General features: G+C 66.8%; 18 protein-coding genes. 8 read left to right on the forward strand and 10 right to left on the reverse strand.

The window, feature by feature from the left end; translation table 11 throughout:
* Window positions 1–112: 112 nt before the first annotated feature.
* From rfbB to rfbD, 4 genes are read left to right on the forward strand one after another with little or no spacing between them, the layout of a single operon-like run.
* On the forward strand, window positions 113–1,168 hold the full coding sequence (gene rfbB / locus AC10QF_RS18420; RefSeq protein WP_494542648.1) for a dTDP-glucose 4,6-dehydratase: 1,056 nt from the start codon (window positions 113–115) through the stop codon (window positions 1,166–1,168).
* 14 nt (window positions 1,169–1,182) lie between these two features.
* Window positions 1,183–2,070 (forward strand): glucose-1-phosphate thymidylyltransferase RfbA, encoded by an 888-nt coding sequence (rfbA, locus tag AC10QF_RS18425; RefSeq protein WP_014645856.1) that lies wholly within the window; start codon window positions 1,183–1,185, stop codon window positions 2,068–2,070.
* Window positions 2,067–2,624 (forward strand): dTDP-4-dehydrorhamnose 3,5-epimerase, encoded by a 558-nt coding sequence (gene rfbC / locus AC10QF_RS18430; protein WP_049434959.1) that lies wholly within the window; start codon window positions 2,067–2,069, stop codon window positions 2,622–2,624. Before rfbA ends, rfbC begins: the two co-directional genes overlap by 4 nt.
* Window positions 2,621–3,514, forward strand: a complete 894-nt coding sequence (gene rfbD, locus AC10QF_RS18435; protein ID WP_095378659.1) for a dTDP-4-dehydrorhamnose reductase — start codon at window positions 2,621–2,623, stop codon at window positions 3,512–3,514. The genes rfbC and rfbD overlap by 4 nt, the downstream gene beginning before the upstream one ends.
* Before the next feature lie 103 nt (window positions 3,515–3,617).
* Here the strand turns inward: rfbD and AC10QF_RS18440 are convergent, their stop codons facing one another.
* The 3 genes from AC10QF_RS18440 to AC10QF_RS18450 form a co-directional block, all read right to left on the reverse strand.
* Complete coding sequence (locus AC10QF_RS18440; RefSeq protein WP_206620165.1) at window positions 3,618–5,021, reverse strand: mannose-1-phosphate guanylyltransferase/mannose-6-phosphate isomerase; 1,404 nt, start codon at window positions 5,019–5,021, stop codon at window positions 3,618–3,620.
* An 11-nt stretch (window positions 5,022–5,032) separates the two neighbouring features.
* The gene (locus AC10QF_RS18445; RefSeq protein WP_111126832.1) at window positions 5,033–6,379 is read right to left on the reverse strand and encodes a phosphohexomutase domain-containing protein; all 1,347 of its coding nucleotides are present in this window, start codon (window positions 6,377–6,379) and stop codon (window positions 5,033–5,035) included.
* A gap of 98 nt (window positions 6,380–6,477) precedes the next feature.
* Window positions 6,478–9,789 carry a DEAD/DEAH box helicase gene (locus AC10QF_RS18450; protein ID WP_494542649.1) on the reverse strand — a complete coding sequence of 1,104 codons (3,312 nt, stop codon included), beginning with the start codon at window positions 9,787–9,789 and terminating at the stop codon, window positions 6,478–6,480.
* Window positions 9,790–9,949: 160 nt separating this feature from the next.
* Between AC10QF_RS18450 and AC10QF_RS18455 the strand changes: the two genes are divergently transcribed.
* Together AC10QF_RS18455 and AC10QF_RS18460 are read left to right on the forward strand one after the other, a co-directional pair.
* Window positions 9,950–10,681 (forward strand): CoA transferase subunit A, encoded by a 732-nt coding sequence (locus tag AC10QF_RS18455; protein WP_494542650.1) that lies wholly within the window; start codon window positions 9,950–9,952, stop codon window positions 10,679–10,681.
* A gap of 1 nt (window position 10,682) precedes the next feature.
* Window positions 10,683–11,315, forward strand: a complete 633-nt coding sequence (locus AC10QF_RS18460) for a CoA transferase subunit B (protein ID WP_065179133.1) — start codon at window positions 10,683–10,685, stop codon at window positions 11,313–11,315.
* A gap of 38 nt (window positions 11,316–11,353) precedes the next feature.
* Here AC10QF_RS18460 and AC10QF_RS18465 read toward each other — a convergent pair whose 3' ends face one another.
* Complete coding sequence (locus AC10QF_RS18465; protein WP_494542651.1) at window positions 11,354–13,402, reverse strand: glycoside hydrolase family 99-like domain-containing protein; 2,049 nt, start codon at window positions 13,400–13,402, stop codon at window positions 11,354–11,356.
* A gap of 118 nt (window positions 13,403–13,520) precedes the next feature.
* On the opposite strand from AC10QF_RS18465, the gene AC10QF_RS18470 reads away from it, so the two are divergent.
* Window positions 13,521–14,108: an alpha-ketoglutarate-dependent dioxygenase AlkB family protein gene (locus AC10QF_RS18470; RefSeq protein WP_494542652.1), complete on the forward strand. Its 588-nt coding sequence runs from the start codon at window positions 13,521–13,523 to the stop codon at window positions 14,106–14,108.
* A gap of 75 nt (window positions 14,109–14,183) precedes the next feature.
* On the opposite strand, the gene AC10QF_RS18475 is transcribed toward AC10QF_RS18470, so the two are convergent.
* The 4 genes from AC10QF_RS18475 to AC10QF_RS18490 are packed head-to-tail and all read right to left on the reverse strand — an operon-like array spanning window position 14,184 to window position 17,702.
* Window positions 14,184–14,825, reverse strand: coding sequence for an ABC-type transport auxiliary lipoprotein family protein (locus tag AC10QF_RS18475; protein ID WP_065179136.1), 642 nt, complete (start codon window positions 14,823–14,825; stop codon window positions 14,184–14,186).
* Window positions 14,822–15,748 (reverse strand): MlaD family protein, encoded by a 927-nt coding sequence (locus AC10QF_RS18480; protein ID WP_005415199.1) that lies wholly within the window; start codon window positions 15,746–15,748, stop codon window positions 14,822–14,824. The genes AC10QF_RS18475 and AC10QF_RS18480 overlap by 4 nt, the downstream gene beginning before the upstream one ends.
* A 3-nt stretch (window positions 15,749–15,751) precedes the next feature.
* A complete protein-coding gene (locus tag AC10QF_RS18485) occupies window positions 15,752–16,579 on the reverse strand; it encodes an ABC transporter ATP-binding protein (protein ID WP_494542653.1) in 828 nt (275 codons plus the stop codon).
* Window position 16,580: 1 nt separating this feature from the next.
* Window positions 16,581–17,702 (reverse strand): MlaE family ABC transporter permease, encoded by a 1,122-nt coding sequence (locus AC10QF_RS18490; RefSeq protein WP_065179137.1) that lies wholly within the window; start codon window positions 17,700–17,702, stop codon window positions 16,581–16,583.
* A gap of 92 nt (window positions 17,703–17,794) precedes the next feature.
* Between AC10QF_RS18490 and AC10QF_RS18495 the strand changes: the two genes are divergently transcribed.
* Window positions 17,795–19,054 carry a threonine/serine exporter family protein gene (locus AC10QF_RS18495; RefSeq protein WP_005415202.1) on the forward strand — a complete coding sequence of 420 codons (1,260 nt, stop codon included), beginning with the start codon at window positions 17,795–17,797 and terminating at the stop codon, window positions 19,052–19,054.
* A 109-nt stretch (window positions 19,055–19,163) separates the two neighbouring features.
* Here the strand turns inward: AC10QF_RS18495 and AC10QF_RS18500 are convergent, their stop codons facing one another.
* The gene (locus tag AC10QF_RS18500) at window positions 19,164–19,547 is read right to left on the reverse strand and encodes an H-NS histone family protein (protein ID WP_005415203.1); all 384 of its coding nucleotides are present in this window, start codon (window positions 19,545–19,547) and stop codon (window positions 19,164–19,166) included.
* 221 nt (window positions 19,548–19,768) lie between these two features.
* Window positions 19,769–21,472, reverse strand: a complete 1,704-nt coding sequence (locus tag AC10QF_RS18505) for a proline--tRNA ligase (RefSeq protein ID WP_005415204.1) — start codon at window positions 21,470–21,472, stop codon at window positions 19,769–19,771.
* Window positions 21,473–21,719: the final 247 nt, after the last annotated feature.

Genomic DNA, 21,719 nt, shown 5'->3' on the forward strand with positions numbered 1-21,719 from the left:
CGTCGTTCACGTCACGCAGGCAGTCGTGAAGACGAACCACATGTATCCTGTGCTGCTGTGCTGGGGTGCTTCATGGCACCCCTTGGATGAATTTCGATCAGGAGAACAGGTAGTGCCCACATGGCTTGTCACCGGCGGTGCCGGATTCATTGGCGGTAACTTTGTTCTCGAAGCGGTCGCCCGTGGCATCAAGGTCGTCAATCTCGACGCCCTGACCTATGCCGGCAATCTGAAGACCCTGTCCAGCCTGGACGGCAACCCGAACCACGTGTTCGTGCAGGGTGACATCGGCGACAGCGCCCTGGTCACCCGCCTGCTGGCCGAACACCAGCCCGACGCCGTACTGAATTTCGCCGCTGAGAGCCACGTGGACCGTTCCATCGACGGCCCGGGCGCTTTCATCCAGACCAACGTGGTGGGCACCCTGGGCCTGCTGGAAGCGGTCCGTGACTATTGGAAGGCGCTGCCGGCCGAACAGGGAGCGGCCTTCCGCTTCCTGCACGTGTCCACCGACGAGGTTTACGGCACTCTGGGCGAGACCGGCAAGTTCAGCGAAACCACGCCGTACGCCCCGAATTCCCCGTATTCGGCGTCGAAGGCCGCTTCGGACCACCTGGTGCGTGCCTTCCACCACACCTACGGGCTGCCGGTGCTGACCACCAACTGCTCCAACAACTACGGCCCGTATCACTTCCCGGAGAAGCTGATCCCGCTGGTGATCGCCAAGGCGCTGGCCGGCGAGCCGCTGCCGGTGTACGGCGATGGCAAGCAGGTGCGCGACTGGCTGTTCGTGTCCGACCACTGTGAGGCGATCCGCACCGTGCTGGCCAAGGGCCAGGTCGGCGAGACCTACAACGTCGGCGGCAATTCGGAAAAGCAGAACATCGAAGTGGTGCAGGCCATCTGCGCACTGCTGGACCAGCGCCGCCCGCGTGCGGATGGCCAGCCGCGCAGCAGCCAGATCACCTATGTCACCGACCGCCCCGGCCATGATCGCCGCTATGCGATCGATGCGTCCAAGCTGAAGAACGATCTGGGCTGGGAGCCGGCCTACACCTTCGAGCAGGGCATCGCCTTCACCGTCGACTGGTACCTGGACAACCAGGAGTGGGTCAACGGCGTGCTGGACGGCAGCTACCGTCTGCAGCGCATCGGCACTGCGGCCTGAACCCTGGAGACGACATGACGCAGCGTAAAGGCATCATCCTCGCCGGTGGCTCCGGCACCCGGCTGTATCCGATCACCAAGGGCGTCAGCAAGCAGCTGCTGCCGGTGTACGACAAGCCGATGATCTACTACCCGCTCAGCGTGCTGATGCTGGCGGGCATCCGCGAAGTGCTGATCATCAACACCCCGCACGAGCAGGCGTTGTTCCAGCAGCTGCTGGGCGACGGTTCGCAATGGGGCATGGACATCCAGTACGCGGTGCAGCCGAGCCCGGATGGCCTGGCCCAGGCCTATCTGATCGGCCGCGACTTCGTCGCCGGCAAGCCGAGCTGCCTGGTGCTGGGCGACAACATCTTCCACGGCCACGGCCTGCGCGAAGTGCTGCGCAACGCCGACCAGCGAGAGCAGGGCGCGACCGTATTCGGTTACTGGGTCAACGACCCGGAACGTTACGGAGTAGCCGAGTTCGACAAGGACGGCAAGGTCATCGATCTGGTCGAAAAGCCGGAGAATCCGCGTTCGAACTACGCGGTCACCGGCCTGTACTTCTACGATGGCAATGCCAGCGACTATGCGGCCGAGCTCAAGCCGTCGCCGCGTGGCGAGCTGGAGATCACCGATCTGAACCAGCGCTACCTGCGCGAGGGCCACCTGCACCTGGAGGCCCTCGGCCGTGGCTACGCCTGGCTCGATACCGGCACGCACCAGTCGCTGCTGGAGGCCTCCAATTTCATCGAGACCATCCAGACCCGCCAGGGCCTGCAGGTCTGCTGCCCGGAAGAAATCGCGTTCGGCAAGGGCTGGATCAACGCCGAGCAGCTGGAAGCACTGGCTGCGCCGCTGATCAAGAATGGCTACGGCCAGTACCTGCACAAGCTTGCCCTGCGTGGAGTCGTTCCGTGAAAGTGATTGAAACCAAGTTGCCCGGTTGCGTGGTGATCGAGCCGGCGGTGTTTGGCGATGCCCGCGGCTATTTCTTCGAAACCTGGAATGCCGAGCGCTTCGCCGCGCTGGGCCTGCCCGATCGCTTCGTGCAGAGCAACGTGTCGACGTCCGCGCAGGGCGTACTGCGCGGACTGCATTACCAGTGGCCGCGCCCCCAGGGCAAGCTGGTCAGCGTGCTCGAAGGCGAGGTCTACGATGTGGCCGTCGACATCCGTCGCGGCTCGCCGACCTTCGGCCAGTGGGAAGCGGTGGTGCTGAGCGCGGAGAACAAGAAGCAGTTCTGGATTCCGGAGGGCTTCGCGCACGGCTTCGCTGTGCTGTCCGAGCGTGCGGTGTTCAGCTACCTGTGCACCGAGGTGTACCTCAAGGACTTCGATGCCGGCGTGCGCTGGAACGATGCGGACATCGCCGTGGACTGGCCGGTCAGTGCCCCGACCTTGTCGGCCAAGGACGAGAGCGCGCCATTCCTGAAGGACATTGCTGAAGACCGCCTGCCGGTCTACGTGCCATGACCGTGCTGGTGTTCGGTGGCAATGGCCAGGTCGGCCAGGAGCTGCTGCGCGCGCTGGTACCGCTGGGCAAGGTGGTCGCGACTACCCGCAGCGGCCAGCTGCCGGACGGCAGTGCATGCGAAACGGCCGACTTCGGCCAGCCCGACAGCCTGCCGGCACTGCTGGATCGCGTGCAGCCGTCGCTGGTGGTCAATGCGGCCGCCTACACCGCCGTTGACCGCGCAGAGCAGGACGCTGATGCGACCTTCGCTGCCAACGCGCAGGCGCCGGGCGCAATCGCGCGCTGGTGCGCGGCCCACGGCGTGCCGTTCGTACACTATTCGACCGACTACGTGTTCGATGGCCAGGGCAGCGCGCCCTATCGCGAGGACGAGCCGACCGCACCGCTGGGCGTGTATGGCACCAGCAAGCGCGATGGCGAGGACGCGGTGCGTGCGGCCGGTGGCCGCCATCTGATTTTCCGCACGGCGTGGGTGTATGCCTCGCACGGCGCGAATTTCCTGCGCACCATGCTGCGCGTCGGGGCCGAGCGCGATGCGTTGCGGGTGGTGGCCGACCAGGTCGGCACGCCGACGCCTGCCGCGCTGATCGCCGATGTCACCCTGCAGGCGTTGCAGCATCCCGGGCAGCTGTCCGGGACCTGGCACCTGACCGCCAGCGGCCAGACCAGCTGGCATGGTTTTGCCGAGGCGATCTTCGCCGAAGCGTTGGCTACCGGCGTGTTGGCCAAGGTGCCGACGGTCGAGGCGATTCCCAGCTCCGAGTATCCGACCCCGGCCAAGCGTCCAGCCTGGTCGGTGCTGGACAACCGCAAGCTGCAGCAGGATTTCGGCATCGTGCTGCCAACCTGGCAGGACGGCCTGAAGCGGGTGATGGCGGAGCTGGCCTGATGGCCGTAGCGCCGGGCCGTGCCCGGCGATGCCGCGCGGCCGGGCCGATCAGGAACGGGTCAGAGCCCGCTGCGCAGCAACGGGATCCGACCCCGGGCAAACCTCAACTGCGCCCGTAGGTATCCTCGAAGCGCACGATGTCATCCTCGCCGAGGTAGCTGCCGGACTGCACCTCGATCAGTTCCAGCGGCAGCTTGCCCGGGTTGCGCAGGCGGTGGGTCACGCCCAGCGGAATGTAGGTGCTCTGGTTCTCGCTGAGCAGGATCACTTCATCGCCACGGGTCACCTCGGCGGTGCCGCTGACCACGATCCAGTGCTCGGCGCGATGGTGGTGCATCTGCAGGCTGAGCGTGCCACCGGGCTTGACCGTGATGCGCTTGACCTGGAAGCGCTCGCCGTTGTCGATCGAATCGTAGGCGCCCCACGGGCGATAGACCTTGCGATGCCAGGTGGCCTCGCTGCGGCCTTCGGCCTTCAGCTGTGCCACCACGGTCTTGACCTCCTGCATGCGGTCGGCTTTGCCGACCAGTACGGCATCGTCGGTCTCGACCACGATCACGTCATCGAGGCCGACCATGGCCACCAGGCGCTGGCCGTAGGCATAGGTATTGCGGCAGTCGATGGCGATCACGTCGCCCTGGTGGGCATTGCCGTCGCCGTCCTGCTGCGAGACATCGCGCAGCGCAGTCCACGAACCGACATCGTTCCAGCCCGCATCCAGTGGAATCACCACCGCATCGGCGGTCTTCTCCATCACCGCGTAGTCGATCGAATCGGACGGAACGGCGGTGAAGGCGTCCTTGTCCAGGCGGGTGAAGTCGGCATCGCGGCGCGCCTGCTGCCAGGCCTGGCGGCTGCCAGCCAGCATCGCGGGCTGGAAGCGTTCCAGTTCCTGCAGGTAGCGCGAGGCCTTGAACAGGAACATGCCACTGTTCCAGTAATACTGGCCGCTGCTCACATAGCCGGTCGCGGTATCCAGGTCGGGCTTCTCGACGAAGCGCTCGACCGCACGCAGGCCCTGGCCATCGGCGGCCTTGATGTAGCCGTAGCCGGTTTCCGGGCCGGTCGGCACGATGCCGAAGGTGACCAGCTTGCCGGCTTCGGCGGCACCGGCGGCGGCCTGAACCGCTGCGCGGAACGCCGCCTCGTCGGTGATCACGTGGTCGGAGGGCAGCACCAGCAGCAGCGCATCGGCGCCGTCGCGGGTGGCTTCCAGCGCGGCCACCGCGATCGCCGGGGCCGTGTTGCGACCGATCGGCTCGAGGATGATCGCGGCCGGCTCGGCGCCAACCTGCTGCAGCTGCTCTGCGGCGACGAAACGGTGCTCTTCGTTGGCGATCACCAGCGGCCCGCGCGCGGCGATCGGCGCGACACGCTTCCAGGTGGCCTGCAGCATCGTCAGTTCACCCGCCAAGGGCAGGAACTGCTTCGGATACGCCTCGCGCGACAGTGGCCACAGGCGGGTACCGGATCCACCGGACAGGATGACGGGCTGGATGCTGCTCATGCGTTCCTCGGTTACTGCTGGATGAGGCGGGAGATGTCGTCGGTGCGCGCCTGCATCAGCGCGGCATCGCCCCGGGCTTCAACATTCAGGCGCAGCAGCGGCTCGGTGTTGGAGCTGCGCAGGTTGAAGCGCCAGTCGCCGAAGTCGGCACTGATGCCATCGGTGTGGTCCAGCGTGGGCGACTGCGCCGCGAAGTGCTCCATCACGCGTGCGACGGCGGCCTTGGCATCGCTGACCTTGAAATTGATCTCGCCGCTGCACGGGTAGGCAGCCATGCGGTCTTCGACCCAGTCGGCCAGCGAGCGCCCGCTTTCGGAGACCAGCTGGGCGATCAGCAGCCACGGGATCATGCCGGAGTCTGCATAGGCGAACTCGCGGAAGTAGTGGTGGGCGCTCATCTCGCCGCCGTACACCGCGTCCTCGGCGCGCATCTTTTCCTTGATGAAGGCGTGGCCGCTCTTGCACTGCACCGGTACGCCGCCGGCCTGCTCGACCATGTCCACGGTGTTCCAGACCAGGCGCGGGTCATGCACGACCTTGCCGCCGGGGGTGCGCGCCAGGATTGCCTTGGCCAGCAGGCCGACCAGGTAGTAGCCCTCGATGAAGCGGCCGGTGTGGTCGAAGAAGAAGCAACGGTCGAAGTCACCATCCCAGGCAATGCCGAAATCGGCGCCGTGTTCGCGCACCGCGTCGGCAGTGGCGGCGCGGTTCTCCGGCAGCAGCGGGTTGGGAATGCCGTTGGGGAAGCTGCCGTCCGGTTCGTGGCAGATGCGGATGAATTCGAACGGCAGGTGCGGTGCCAGCAGGTCGACGATGGCACCGGCGCCGCCGTTGCCGGCGTTGACCACCAGCTTCAGTGGGCGCAGCTTGCCAGCATCGACATAGCTCAGCAGATGCTGGATATACGCGCTCTTGTCGTGCCGGGCGCTCTGCGCGGCACGCGGCGGTTGCGCCTCGGACGTGTCGGCGGCGACCGCATCGGAAATCGCGAACAGGCCGGTATCGGAGCTGATCGGCCGCGCGTTCTCCTTGACCAGCTTCATGCCGTTGTAGTCCATCGGGTTGTGGCTGGCGGTGACCATCACGCCGCCGGCCGCGCCCAGATGGTCGGTCTGGAAATAGACCTCCTCCGTACCGCACAGGCCGATGTCGATCACCTCGCGCCCGGTACCGCGCAGGCCTGCGGCCAATGCGTCCTGCAGCGCGGGGCTGGTCAGGCGCACATCATGGCCGAGGACCACTGGACCGGGAGCGAGTTGCGCGGCCAAGGCGACGCCGATGCGGCGGGCCAGGTCTTCGTTCAGTTCTTCCGGCACACGGCCGCGGATGTCATAGGCCTTGAAGGCGGGCAGAGGCATTGATCGGGATCCTTGGGGAACTCAGCCCACGATTGTAGTCCCAGTCCTGTATGGGAATCGTTTCCATGCCGCAACGCCACGTGACTGGCGTCCGAGGGTCAGGTTCGCGTCGACCGCTTGCCCGCTTTACGCAGACGCTTGCCGGGCAGGCCCGGCAGCGGCGCCAGCAGCGCCTGCACGTCTTCTTCGCTGAAGCGCGGCCCCGTAGCGCCGCCGCCTTCGAGAATGGAGTCGGCCAGCGTGGCCTTGCGCTCCTGCAGCTCGGCAATCCGTTCTTCGATGCTGCCTGCGGCGATCAGCCGGTAAACGAACACCGGCTGCTGCTGGCCGATGCGATGGGCGCGATCGCTGGCCTGGTTTTCGGCCGCCGGGTTCCACCACGGATCGAAGTGGATGACGGTATCAGCGGCGGTCAGGTTCAACCCGACGCCACCTGCCTTCAGGCTGATCAGGAACACCGGCACCTCGCCCTGCATGAAGCGCTGCACGGGCGTGGCCCGGTCCTGGGTGTCGCCGGTCAGGGTCACGTAGGCCAGGCCCAGATCATCCAGCGCCTGCGCGATCAACGCCAGCATGCCGGTGAACTGCGAGAACAACAGGATGCGCCGGCCCTCCTCGACCATCGACGGCAGCATCTCACGCAGCAGCTCCAGCTTGGCTGAGCCCGCATTGCGCGCCGGGGCATCACCAGGCAGCAGGCGCGGATCGCAGCAGACCTGGCGCAACTTCAGGAGTGCATCCAGCACCACGATATGGCTGCGCGCCAGCCCGCTGCCGCTGATGGCCTCGCGTACCTGCTTTTCCATTGCCGCACGCACGGTTTCATAGAGATCACGCTGGCCGCCCTCCATTTCCACCGCGCGGGTAATGAGAGTCTTGGGCGGAAGCTCTGACGCCACCTGGTCCTTGCGCCGGCGCAGGATGAACGGACGCAGCCGTTGCGCCAGCAACGTGGCGCGGCGGTGGTCGCTGCCGCGTTCGATCGGATGGCGCCAATGCTGGTTGAACTGTTTCTCGCTGCCGAGCAGGCCGGGCAGCAGGAAGTCGAACTGCGTCCACAGTTCGCCCAGGTGGTTCTCCAGCGGCGTGCCGGTCAGGCACAGGCGATGGCGGGCCTGCAGCGTGCGCAGGGTGATGGCCGCGCGAGACTTCGGATTCTTCACCTGCTGGGCTTCATCCAGAATCAGCAGATGGTAGGCATGTGCCTGCAGCGCCTGCTCGTCGCGCCACAGCAGAGGGTAGGTGGTCAGTACAAGGTCGTGCCCGGGAATCGCCTCGAACAGCGTTTCACGTGCCGGCCCGTGCAGGGTCAGCACGCGCAGGCCCGGGGTGAAGCGTGCCGCTTCGTTCTGCCAGTTGTGCAGCAGCGAAGTGGGCACCACCAGCAGCGCCGGACGGTCCAGGCGACCGGTTTCCTTCTCGACCAGCACATGCGCCAGCGTCTGCACGGTTTTGCCCAGGCCCATGTCATCGGCCAGCACGCCCCCCAGGCCCTGCTGGCGCAGGTACTGGAGCCACGACAGTCCTTCGCGCTGATAGGGACGCAGCGTCGCCACCAGCCCTGCCGGCGGCGGCACTTCACCCAATGCGGGTGCCTGCATCAGCCGCTGCACCAGCGCCTGGGTGTCCTTGCGCCCCCGGAACTGCAGGCGCGCCGTGTCCTGCAGCGCCTGCAGGCGGCCACGGTCAAGCGCAGACAGGCGCAGCGGCGCGCCACGCTGGGCGAACAGGTCCGCCAACAGGGCCATGATCGGCTTCAGTCGTGCGGCCCGCAATGCCAGGCGCGTGTTGTCGCCCGTCGTCAACAGGATGTTCTCATCGTCGCCGATGGCGTCCAGCTGGCCACGCATCCAGCGGGGATCGGACTGCAGCACCTGTTGCAGCAGCGGAACCATCGACACGTTGCGGCCTTCCACCTGGATGTCCAGGCCCAGGTGGAACCAGCCCGCATCCGCCGGGTCCGCCTGGATGTCCAAGTCGATCTCATCCACCCAGGTGATGCGATGGCGGAAATCGTCGTCCGTCTCCACCTTCCAGCCCAAGGCTTCCAAGCGCGGCACGTCGTCCAGCAGAAACCGTGTCCAGTCATGGGTGCGCAGCTGGAACTGAGGTCCAGCGCCCTCCAATGGCGCCCGCGGGGCCGTGTCGCGATATAGCCCCACCGTGCGCAGCTCGGCCTCGCGGCGTGATTCCTCAGCCAGGTCGCGAGGCAGCAGCGCAAGCTGGCCCTCCGGATCGTGTGCGAACAGGCTCGGATCATCCAGGAACCGGATGTGCTCGTCGTATTCGAAGGCCACGGTCGCGACATCGGCCCACTGCGAAGGGTCGCGGCGGCCAAGCCATGCCGGCCGGAACTCGATCGTATGCAGGCGCAGCACGGGAATCATCGAGGTGATCTGCAGGGTGGGCAGCGTGTCGCTTTTACCGGGGCGCGGCAGCGCAGAGTCGATCTGCTGCAGCATCTGTGCGACCACCGACGCTTCATTGGGTAACAAACTGGGCAGGCTCAGGAAGGCGTCGGCGTCCTCGGGCCTGACATCCAGCAGCAGTGGGCCGACCTCGCCGGTGACCGGATCCAGATAGCACGCGCTCCGGCCCAGGACCACGCCTCTGGCGCCGCCCTCCACGCTCAACGTGGGTTCCAGCAGCGTCGCGCCCTGCGCCATGTCAACGGCCCAGCCCAGTTCGCCGCGGCGTGGAGCGCCCGGCCGGGCCGGCACGTCCTGCGTACCGCATGAGACCCAGCCATGGCCGCTTGAGACGATCAGCTGCAGGGTGGCCGCGAAGTCGATCCATTCGTCTTTCGTCGCGGGCTGCCGCTGGGTGCGTAGCTGGATCATCACCGCCAGATCAGTCGGGGTGAGGTATGCGGGGGGCTCCAGCAGCAGGTCTGCGGTGATATCCATCCACTTGCCCGGGTTGATTGCACCATCGGCACCGTACTTGACGCGCCGGACCAGCACGGCGGGGCGATGGTTGTAGGTGGACAGTTCGAAGATGACACCGTTCCGGCGTGGCTGGGCCGGCCGGATCCGGGTGCTCTGCCAACGCGAGAGATCCGCCAGCAATTCAGCACGCGGCGGTTGCGCCAGATCCTGTACGGTCAGGGGGCTCTCATCCATGGCCAGCGGTTCCAGCATGTGAGAGACCAGCACCGCCGCCACATGCTTGCAGGCGCGGCCGACGGGGCAGGAGCAGGCACTCTGCAGGCGGCTGCGCGCGGTGCGCATACTGGCGGCCAGATCGATCTCCACGTGGTAGGGATGCTTGGCCGAACCCTGCACCTCGGCCGTCAGCAGACCCTCGCGAAGTTGCCGGTTGCGCACGCCACCCAGGCACTGCTCGCTTTTCTGCAGCGTCCATTCGTCGATCCAGCGGAACAGGTCTTCGTCGGTGAAGGTCAGCGTCATCGTAGATGGAGGGGCGCAGGCGATGAGGCACCCTTCTGGGTGGAATCAGCCATTCTACCCAATGCCCGCCCGGCGCTTCGTCAATGCTGCGGCGCATCCAGGCCCTTCGCCGCCCTCCAGCTAGAATGCCGTCATCCTCAACGTGCAGGGTAGTACAGCAATGCAGCAATCGACTTCCAGCGGCAAGCGCAGCAAGCGCTACGCCAGTGCAGCGGAGGCCTTGCAGGGCGTGGTCGCCCACGGCCAGACCCTGGCCGTGGGCGGCTTTGGCCTGTGCGGCATTCCCGAGGCGCTGATCGCTGCGCTGCGCGACAGCGGCGTCAAGGGCCTGACCGTGATCTCCAACAATGCCGGCGTCGATGGCTTCGGCCTGGGCCAGCTGCTGGAAACGCGGCAGATCAAGAAGATGATTTCGTCCTACGTGGGCGAGAACAAGGAATTCGAGCGGCAGTTCCTGGCCGGCGAGCTGGAGCTGGAATTCAACCCGCAGGGCACCCTGGCCGAGCGCCTGCGTGCCGGCGGCGCGGGCATCCCTGCGTTCTTCACTGCCACCGGCTATGGCACGGTGGTGGCCGAGGGCAAGGAAACCCGCGCGTTCGATGGCAAGCACTACGTGATGGAGACCGCGTTGCGCGCCGACGTGGCGCTGGTCAAGGCCTGGAAGGCCGACGAGGCTGGCAACCTGGTGTTCCGCAAGACCGCGCGCAACTTCAACCCGGCCTGCGCGATGGCCGGCAAGGTCTGCATCGTGGAAGTGGAAGAGGTGGTGCCGGTCGGCGCCATCGACCCGGACCAGGTGCACCTGCCGGGCATCTATGTGCACCGCATCGTGCACAACGCGCATCCTGAAAAGCGAATCGAACAGCGCACCATCCGCGCGGAGGGCAACTGACATGGCGTGGACCCGTGACGAGATGGCGGCACGCGCTGCCCAGGAGCTGACCGACGGCGCCTACGTGAACCTGGGCATCGGCCTGCCGACGCTGGTTGCCAACCACATTCCCGAAGGCGTGGACGTATGGCTGCAATCGGAGAACGGCCTGCTCGGCATCGGCCCGTTCCCGACCGACGCTGAAGTTGACGCCGACCTGATCAATGCCGGCAAGCAGACCGTCACCGCGCGTGCCGGTGCCAGCTACTTCGGCAGCCACGACAGCTTCGCGATGATCCGCGGTGGCCATGTGAACCTGGCCATCCTTGGTGCCATGCAGGTGACCGACAAGGGCGACCTGGCCAACTGGATGGTGCCCGGCAAGATGGTCAAGGGCATGGGCGGCGCCATGGACCTGGTGGCTGGCGTGCAGCGTGTGGTGGTGCTGATGGAGCACACCGCCAAGAACGGCGAGCACAAGATCCTGGCCGAATGCACGCTGCCGTTGACCGGGGTGGGCGTGGTCGACCGCATCATCACCGATCTGGCGGTATTCGACGTGACTGACAAGGGCCTGCTGCTGGTGGAAGCCGCGCCGGGTGTCAGCGATCAAGAGCTGAAGGAAAAGACCGGCGTTGCGTTCCAGCGCGACTGATTGATACGGGCGAGGGGGCGCGTTGTGCCCCCTCCATGTCAGCTGCGTCGGGCGTAGGCGTACTCGTCGCTGCTGGCATCGGCCTCGCCGAGGCAGGCTGCGGCTGTCGTGATGCGCAGTCCAGCGTGTTCACAGCACGCACCCAATACACGTTCAACGGCATGGGCCAGCGTTCCATCGATCTGGCCCTGCTCGATGTCGAATGCGCTGCGATACAGGTGCGCGTCCAATAATGGGCGCAGGGCCTGAAGCCGCCACCAGCCCATACTGCCGGCGCCGAATCGACTGGTGTCCACGGGGGGGGGCAGTCCAAGCCGCGCCTGCAGCCGTGCCAGTAGGGGGCCATTGCCACCGACGAATTCGGCAACGGGAAGCAGATGCCCTTCGGCCACCACCATGCCCAGTCCGGGGTCGGCCTGGAAGGCGGCAAGGATGCGTGCGGCGCGTCCGCCCTGTACCAGCCGTTGCAGTAGTTCCTGCCGCCATTGGTCGCCATCTGCGCGATGGGTTGAGCGTTTCGTGTGCAGTTTCAGCACCACTTCGTGCCCTGCCTGGAGGAGCCGTTCGGCGACCTCCAGGAACGGCAGGATGTCGCGACCGTGATTGTCCACGGCCACCACCTCACCCTCAAGTCCGTGTGCCACCAGGGCCTGCCGAACCTGATCGATCTGCGTTGCCGGCGTGGTCACTACGATTGTCCAGTCCAGTGCTGCCTCGCGCAGCGCGGACAGCACCTCCGGCAGCGTTTCCAGGTACCAGGCATGGAGATGTACTGCCGGTGCCGGACGCGGTGCCGGCGCCGGCAACAGCGCCTCACGGGTGGCCTGCAGCCAGGCATGGCCGAGGCGGGCATCCGGTTCCAGCACGGCACCTTCAGCCCACTCGTTCCAGGCGTTTATGAACACCAGTCGCTGCGCCTGCGGTGCTGCGGAGAGGCGTTCATGAATCGTGGTGCGCAACCAGTCACGGTAACCACGTGGTGAAGCGTGCAGGTACACGCGGCCGCGACCGGAACGTCGGGCCTCGTTGTCCCAACCGGGGTTGACCCCGGGATAGAGCGGGTAATCGGGCAGGGGACGGGCGGCGATTCCGCTGGCCAGTTCGCGCCAGTCGCGCACGTCGCCATTGAAGTCGGGATTGAGCAGCCACTGCTGCGCCGAAAGTGAGCGCGGATTACTCATGTTGGGCGGGAACTCGACCGCCGCATCGAAGCCGATGTCGCGCGGGTCGGGGCGCTCGAAGCCCTGGACGTAGGCCAGGTGGATCTCGCCTACACCGTTATCGCGGCACCAGCGGCGCCAGCGCTCGGTAGTCGCACTGGCGTCGGGCAGCAGGTTCGGGCGATAGACCAGCAGCATCGGCCGACCCTCGACTTTCAATGCACGGCGGTCGCGCAGGTAGGGCGCGACATGTGCGATGAAGGCCAGATCGTCCTCAGCGCTGTGCTGCTGGCCGATCAGGATATCGTCGTCGCGGCCGTCCCAGCGTCGCGCCCAGTTTTCATTGGCCCAGCACAGGCAGAACTGCAGTTCGATGCTGTCGTCGGCCAGCCATTGGCGCAGCGGGTCTTCCATCAGCGTGCGGCCGCTGAACCAGTAGTAATAGAAGCAGAACGCGCCGATGCCATGCTCGGCGGCAAGCTGCGCCTGGTCACGCATCACCTGCGGGTTGCGCAGGTCATAGAAACCCAGATCGGCCGGAAGCCGCGGTTGGATGTGGCCTTCGAACTGTGGCAGCGCTCGGGTGACGTTGCGCCATTCGGTGAAGCCCTTGCCCCACCAAGCGTCATTCTCTGGGAAGGTGTGGAACTGCGGGAGGTAGAACGCGACCAGCGTGGCGGGCATCGGCTCCGGCAGCGCGGCCTTCTGGTGCCGGCGGTAGCCGATCGCGGCCTCGTCGGCACGCCAGCGCAGTTGCGCGCTGGCCCGCAGCCCGCCCGTGCCCTGCTGTCCCTTCGGTGGCGGGGGCACCCAGTCGCCGTGCCGGGCCAGCCAGCGGGTACGCAGGCGGTCGCGCTGTGCCTGCGACAGCGGCAAGGCGCGGAACACGGCGCGCAGCAACGGGAACAGTGATTGACGCACGCTCATCGGGCGAGTACCCGCAACAGGTGGCAATCGGACGGTATCGGCATCTGGGCAACGGTCATGGTGCCATTCTCAGTGCTGGCGACGATGACGGCAAACGCCGCCGTGCTAGCGTGTGACCATGCTGTTTCCCCATGACCTGCCCGACGCCGACGTCCAGCACCTGCCGGGCTGGCTGGCCGCTGCCGACGCCGACCGGCTCATGGGGGCGCTGCAGGCCGACGTGCGGTGGGAGGTCCACCGCATCCGGATGTTCGGCAACTGGGTGGATTCGCCGCGGCTGAGCTGCTGGATCGGCGACCCGCAGGCGCGCTACCGCTACTCCGGTGCCGAGTTCGTGCCGCATCCGTGGCCGCCTGTGTTGCAGGCCGTGCGCGAGCGCCTGCGGGCCGAAGGCCACGGTCGCTTCAACAGCGTGCTGCTGAACCGCTATCGCGGCGGCGGCGACTACATGGGCTGGCACAGCGATGACGAGCCGGAGCTGGGGCCGGCCCCGGTGATCGCGTCGCTGAGCCTGGGTGCGGCGCGCCGTTTCCTGCTGCGCCGACGCGACGATCCGGCGCGCAAGGCCGAATTCGTGCTTGGCCATGGTGACCTGCTGCTGATGGCCGGGCAGACCCAGCGCTTCTACCAGCACGCGTTGCCGAAGATGACGCGGGTGCAGGGCGAGCGCATCAACCTGACGTTCCGCTGGATTACCCCACGTTGACGAAGAAGGGGTCAGATCCCTTTCCGGCAGGAAAGGGATCTGACCCCGCAACCACGTGCCCGGCGAATGCGGAGATCAGCGTGCAACGTTCGGCTGGTCGGCCTGGCCGCTGGTCAACGTCCAGCCCACCATGTCCTGCGCCAGCTGCTGCAGGCCGCGCTCGAACGCCGCGGTCACCGCCGGCACGTCGGTGCTGCCGACCGGCTGCGCCTGGCGGAAGGTGCGGTCGGCCACCACGCGCTGGTCGGCGACATGGATCAGCTTGGCGTTGACCTCGATCACCACGGTCGGCGTGGCCTGGCCCTGGTAATCCGATTCGAAGCGGCGCACGTCGGTGGACAGCTTGTAGTCGGCGCGGATGCCGGCAGTGCTGCGGGCCACGCCGCGGATGCGGCCGGAATCCTCGAAGCCACGCAGCAGGGTGTCCTCGATCATGTCGGTGGCCGGCTGCGCCCAGCTGGCCCCCTTGTAGATCTCAAGCTGGGAGGGTGTCGGCCGCACATTGATGCGCGGGCTGTCGACCATGCGCGCGGCGCTGGGCTTGGCCAGCACCAGCTGCCAGCTGGCCTGCGGCCATGCCGGGTCCGCCTTGACCTGCACGGACGGCGAGTACAGCGTCACCGCGGTTTTCTCGCTGCTGCCGAGGATGGAGCAGCCGCCCAGCAGGGTGACCATCGAAGCGGCCAGCAGCAGGCGCGGAAGGGTGGTCGGGCTCATTTGGGTTCGAACTCCTTCGGTGCGTCGCGGCCCAGCAGGTAGCGCGCGGGGTTGTTCTCGAGGCGGTCGCTGACCCGGCGCAGGTCGCGGATCAGGCCGCGCAGTTCGGTCAGCGTCGGGCCCAGCTGGCCAAGGCCATCGTTGGCAAAGCTGTTGATTGCGGCGCGGTTCTCGCCAAGGATCGAATCGGCGTTGCCGGCGGCCGAATCGAGCTTGGCCAGGGTCGTGTCGAGCTTGTCGATGATGCCGGGCAGCTGCTGCACCAGGTTCCTGTCCAGGCGCTCGATGGTGCCGTTGGTGGTCTTCAGCGTGGTGTCCAGGCTGCGGGCGGCATCGCGCGCGCTGAGCAGCAGCGCCTGCGTACCCTGGTCACGGTCGGCCAGGCCACCACTGATCGTCTCCAGGTTGGCCAGCGTCGCGTTGATCGAGGCCACGTTGCGGTCGCTGAGGATCTGGTCCATGCGCTCGACGATGCGGTTGGCCACGTCGGTGATGTTCTGCAGCGCCGAGGGCGTGGTCGGGATGATCGGTGCCGGGTCCTTGTTGACCGTGGTCAGCGCCGGCGACTGCGGCGTGCCGCCGCTGAGCTGGATGATCGACGGGCCGGTCAGGCTGGTGATCGCCAGCTTGGCGCGGGTATCGGTCTTGACCGGCGTGTTGGAGTTCAGGCGGATGCGCGCGACCACCTGGCGCGGGTCGTCCGGCACCAGGTTCAGTTCGGTGATCGAGCCCACCGCGATGCCGTTGTACTGCACCGGGCTGCCCACCGACAGGCCGGTCACCGCTTCGCGGAACACCACGCGGTACTCCTGCCAGGTGCGGTCGGAGGAGTATTTGGCCGCCCACAGTCCGAAGGCCAGCAGGGCCAGGCCGGTGATCAGGGTGAACGCGCCGATCAGCACGTAGTTGGCTTTGGTTTCCATGGCTCAGGCACTCTCGATCTGTTCGCCACGCGCGGCGCGCGCGCGGGGTCCGTGGAAGTATTCCTGGATCCACGGATGATCCAGTTTCTCGATGTCCGGCAGCGGCGCATTGGCCACCACCCTGCGGTCGGCCAGCACGGCGACGCGATCGCAGATGGCGTACAGCGTGTCCAGGTCGTGGGTGATCAGGAACACGGTCAGCCCCAGCGCTTCCTGCAGCGTCTTGATCAGGCGGTCGAACGCGGCCGCGCCGATCGGGTCGAGCCCGGCGGTGGGTTCGTCCAGGAACAGCAACGGCGGATCCAGCGCCAGCGCCCGGGCCAGGCCGGCGCGCTTGCGCATGCCGCCGGACAGCTGCGAAGGCAGCTTGTTGATCGCGTCGGCGGGCAGGCCGGCCAGTTTCACTTTCAGCAGCGCCAGTTCGTAGTGCCAGCGATCGGGCAGTTCGCGGTGGTGTTCCTTCAATGGAACCTGGACGTTCTCACCCACGGTCAGCGACGAGAACAGGGCACCGTCCTGGAACAGCACGCCGGTATTGCGTTCGATGTGCAGGCGGCTCTCGGCGTCGTCGGCACGCGCATCGCGGCCGAGGACTTCGATCTGCCCAGCATCCGGCACACGCAGGCCGAGGATCGAGCGCATCAGCACCGACTTGCCGGTGCCGGAGCCGCCGACCACGCCCAGGATCTCGCCGCGGCGTACGTCCAGATCCAGGTCTTCGTGCACGGTCTGGCTGCCGAACCGGTTGACCAGGCCACGCACGCGGATGGCCAGTTCGTGGCCCTGGTCGTCGTGCATGTCGATGGATTCGGGGAGGGCGGATGTGCTCATGTCACCAGTCCATGTGCATGAACCACAACGCCGCGAAGGCGTCGATGATGATCACCAGCGAGATGGTCTGCACCACGCTGGAGGTGGTGCGTTCGCCCACCGACTGGGCGGTGCCTTCCACCTTCAGCCCTTCCAGGCAGCCGATCAGGCCGATCACCAGGGCGAATACCGGCGCCTTCGACAGGCCCACCAGCAGGTGCCGCACTTCCATCGTCTCGTGCATGCGCGCGATGTACATCTGCGGCGGGATGTCGAGGTCGAACGCACCGACGGTGATGCCGCCGGCCAGGCCGGCGATCATCGCGATGAAGGTCAGCAAGGGCAGGGTGACCAGCAGCGCCAGCAAGCGTGGCAGCACCAGCAGGTCGACCGGGTCCAGGCCCAGCGTACGCATCGCATCGATCTCCTCGCGTGCCTTCATCGCACCGATCTGCGCGGTGAAGGCGCTGGCGGTACGGCCGGCCAGCACGATCGCGGTCAGCAGCACGGCGAACTCGCGCAGGAAAGCGATGTTGACCAGCTCGACCACGTAGATCTCGGCGCCGAAGTCGCGCAGGATGGTCGAGCCGAGGAACGCGATCACCGCACCCACCAGGTAGGACAACAGCGCCACCAGCGGCACCGCATCCAGCCCGACCTGCTCCATCTGATGCACGGTGGCGGTCAGCCGGAAGCGGCGGGGTTCCTTGACCAGCCGCGCCGCCTTGACCAGGTTCTCGCCGAGGAAACTGCACAGGGCCTTGATGTTGTGGCCGGTGGCGTGGACGCTGACGCCCAGCCGTTCCAGCGCGGCCAGCACGCCGAAATCGCGCTTGGCCTTGGGCCGGTCATCGGCCACTTCCTCGATGGTGCACACCAGCGCCTGGTGGTCCGGCCGGAACTGCAGCGCGTCTTCGTGGAGATCGGCGCGATGGGCCACGCGCAGCACCTGCAGCACGCCGGCCGAATCGAGCTGCTCGATGCCGGTGGCATCGATGCCGGTCAGCGCGTCGGGAACGCCGCGCAGGACTTCGGCCGCGGCCAGCGCGGTCTTCAAGGTCCAGGTGCCGGACAGGCGGATCAGGCCCGGGTCGTGGGCATCCTGTTCGAGCTGGGGGGCGAGGTTCGGGGTGACGTGGGCCATTCGGGTCGCAGCATAACCGTTCTGTATCGGGCTTCGCGTCGAACTTGGATGAATTTCTCCGGCGGGCCCCAGCGTAGGTAATACTACGGCGCATGTCCGCAGATGCTCACACGATCCCCACGCCCCAGGCCACCTACGCACAGCGCGTGGCCTTCGTTTCCGAGATCGCCGGACGCCTGCACAGCTATGGCACCACGGCCCAGCGCCTGGAAACGGCGGTGGTTGCCCTGGCCCGCCAGCTCGATCTGGATTGTGAACCGTGGTCGAATCCCACCGGTATCATCCTCAGCTTCAGCGATCCGGCCCAGGCGATCGGCTCCAGCGACATCACCCGCGTGATCCGCCTGGCACCGGGTGAGAACGACCTGCACAAGCTCAGCGTTGCCGACCACATCGCCGAAGAAGTGTCCAACGGGCGGATGAGCATCGCCCAAGGCCACACTGCGCTGCGCCAGCTGGACAAGGATCCGGGCCGGCGCGGCAAGCTGCGCACGATCCTGTCGTTCAGCCTCGGCGCGGCGGGCGTGGCCGGCATGTGGAAGCTGCCGTGGCTGGACATCGCCACCGCCGGTGTCATCGGCCTGATGATCGGCCTGCTCGGCATGGTCACCGATCGCCGCCCGGCCACCCGCGAAGCCGCCGAGGCGCTGGCCGCGCTGCTGGCCGGCATGGTCGCCACCCTGGTCGCGTCGTTCATTGGTGCGCTCAACCTCAATACGGTGATCATCGCCTCGCTGGTGGTGCTGCTGCCCGGCATGTCGCTGACCAATGCGGTCAATGAGCTGGCCAGCCAGCACTGGGTATCGGGTACCGCGCGCTTTGCCGGCGCGCTGACCACCATCATGAAGCTCAGCGTCGGCGCGATGATCGCGGTGACCCTGGCCGATGTGCTCGGCCTGGATCCGGTGATCCGGGCCGCGCGGCCGCAGGGGCCGTGGGTGGAATGGGGCTCGCTGCTGACCGCCGCATTTGCCTTCGCGATGCTGTTCAAGGCCAATCGCCGCGATTATCCGTGGGTGATTGCCGCCTCGGTGGCCGGTTATGCGATCTCCAAGTTCGGCGGCCACGCCTGGGGCGCACCGGCCGGTATCTTCCTGTCGGCAATGCTGCTGACCGCCGGTGGCAACCTGTTCGGACGCCTGGTCGGGCGTCCGGGCGCGATCATCCGCCTGCCGGGCATCATCATGATGGTGCCCGGCAGCACCAGCCTGCGTGGCGTGCTGACCCTGGTCCAGCAGCAGGACGTGGGCGCCGGCCAGAGCGTGTTCCTCACCGTTCTGAACGTGGTGATGGCGCTGGTGGCGGGCCTGCTGTTCGGCAACCTGCTGATGCCGGCGCGCAAGACACTGTAGAGCCGAGCCCATGTTCGGCTTTGCATATGGATAGCCGAGCGTGGGCTCGGCTCAACATACAGGAAACGCCGGCTTTCGCCGGCGTTTTTCATTGCTCCCCGATCCGGCCTCAGGCCTTCTTGATCAGGAAATCTTCCGGCTTCTTGTTGCCCTTGGCGGTCAGTTCAGCCATCCAGCGCGGCTGCTTGCCACGGCCGGTCCAGGTTTCCTTGGGGTTGGCCGGGTTGCGGTACTTCGGGGCAACCTTGCCCAGCTTGCGGCCGGCGGTCTTCGACGGTGCCTTGGCGACCTTGGCCACCTTGCGCGCGCGCGGGGCCGGGGCGTCGCCGAACAGTTCCTCGATGGTGTAGCCCTCGGTCTTGGCCAGCTTGGTCAGCTGGGCGCGCACCTTGGTGATCGGCCGGCGCTTGGCGACGATGGTCTGCTGCTTCTTGGCGGTACGGATCAGGGCGCCCAGCTCGCGTGCTGACAGGCCGGTCAGGTCAATGCTCATTTACGGTTACTCCGGAAACTAATGTGTGGACGGGACAAGCCAGTCCATGGCGTCGGCGGACAGAATAGAGATGAATTAATCACAGCACAAATGCAGGCGGGTCATGCCGTGGCGGCATGCAGACGCTGTCGCGGTGATTTTGACCGGATTATGTCCGCTGCAATATCGGCGAAGGCCGCGGGCAGAAAAAAAAGACCGGGGCAGGCCCCGGTCTTTCCACGTCAGCCCTGCAGTCGCTGCAGCAGGGTGGCCTTGTCCAGGCTCTCCGCCTCGCTGGCGCGGCGCGCGCGGTACTCGTAGGTGCCGGCGGCCAGGCCGCGTTCGCTGACCACCACGCGGTGCGGGATGCCGATCAGTTCCATGTCGGCGAACATCGCGCCCGGGCGCAGGCCGCGATCGTCGAGCGCGGCGTCCAGGCCGGCGTCGCGCAGCTCCTGCAGCAGGTTGGCTGCAGCGTCGGCCACGGCGGCATCGCCCTTCGGGTTGATCACGCACACCACGACCTGCCACGGCGCCATCGCGTCCGGCCAGATGATGCCGGCATCGTCATGGTTCTGTTCGATCGCGGCAGCCACCACGCGCGAGATACCAATACCGTAGCAGCCCATCGCCATCACCGCCGCCTTGCCGTTTTCATCCAGCACGGTGGCATCCAGCGCTTCGGCGTACTTGCGGCCGAGCTGGAACACGTGGCCGACTTCGATGCCACGGGCGATCTTCAGTTCACCGCCGTCCACGGCACGATCGCCGGCACGCACGTTGCGGATGTCGGCCACTTCCGGTTCCGGCAGGTCGCGGCCCCAGTTGACGCCGGCCAGGTGGAAACCGGCCTCGTTGGCGCCGACGACGAAGTCGGCCATTGCCGCCACTTCGCGATCGGCGACCACGCGGATGGCCTTGGCCGGCGCGACCGGGCCGAGGAAGCCTGGCACGCTGCCCAGGTGCTCGGCGATTTCCGCCTCGCTGGCGAAGCGTTGCTCGTCCAGCCCGGCCACCTTGGCCAGCTTGATCTCATTGACCTCATGGTCGCCACGCACCAGCACCAGCACGAACTGCTGTGCCTCGCCTTCGCCGGCGATCAGTGCCACCGACTTCACCGTGCGCTGCAGGTCGATGCCGAGCAGGGCCGCGACGTCCTCGCAGGTCTTCTGGGTGGGGGTATCCACCTTGCGCATTGTTTCGGTGGCGGCCGCACGCGGTGCCGGATCGGCGGCGATCGCCGCCTCCATGTTCGCCGCGTAGTCCGAACCGGTTGAGAACACCAGCGCGTCTTCGCCGGAATCGGCGATCACGTGGAATTCCTGCGAGGCATCGCCGCCGATCGCGCCGGAGTCCGCCTGCACCATGCGGAAGTCCAGGCCGAGGCGGGTGAAGATGCGGCTGTAGGCCGACTTCATGTTCTCGTACTCGCGCACCAGGCACTCATCGTGCAGGTGGAACGAATAGGCGTCCTTCATCAGGAACTCGCGCGCGCGCATCACGCCGAAGCGCGGGCGGATCTCGTCGCGGAACTTGGTCTGCACCTGATAGAAGTTCACTGGCAGCTGCTTGTAGCTGGACAGCTCGCTGCGCGCGAAGTCGCAGGCGGCTTCTTCGGCGGTCGGGCTGTAGCAGAACACCTGGTCCTTGCGGTCCTTGATCTTCAGCAGCTGCGGGCCGAACTTCTGCCAGCGGCCGGTCTGCTCCCACAGTTCCTTCGGCTGGATGGTCGGGATCTGGAATTCCACCGCGCCGGCCCGGTCCATTTCCTCGCGAACGATGCGCTCGACCTTGCGCAGCACGCGCAGGCCCAGCGGCGACCAGGTGTACAGGCCCGATGCCAGCTTGCGGATCATGCCCGCGCGCAGCATCAGCCGGTGGCTGGTCAGCTCGGCGTCGCTGGGGGTTTCCTTGGTGGTGTGCAGGTGGAACTGGGAGAGGCGCATCGTCGGCTTCGGATAACGGCAGAGATCTCTATTCTGCCAGCCCGGCCGGGGGGAGGGGTATCGGCAGGGCTGCGCCTTGCATCCGCAGTAGTGCCGGCCGCTGGCCGGCAACCTCAGAAGCAACAGCCGAAGCAACAGCGGGTTTCCCGTGGGATGGCGGGGTGGGTCCGGTTGCGGGAGACGCCGTAAACCCATCCATGGGGGCTTGGCCGCGGCATCCATAGCGCGGACACTCCCGCAACCGGAC

Source organism: Stenotrophomonas maltophilia complex sp. Om-AH-Sm3, from assembly GCF_059337855.1.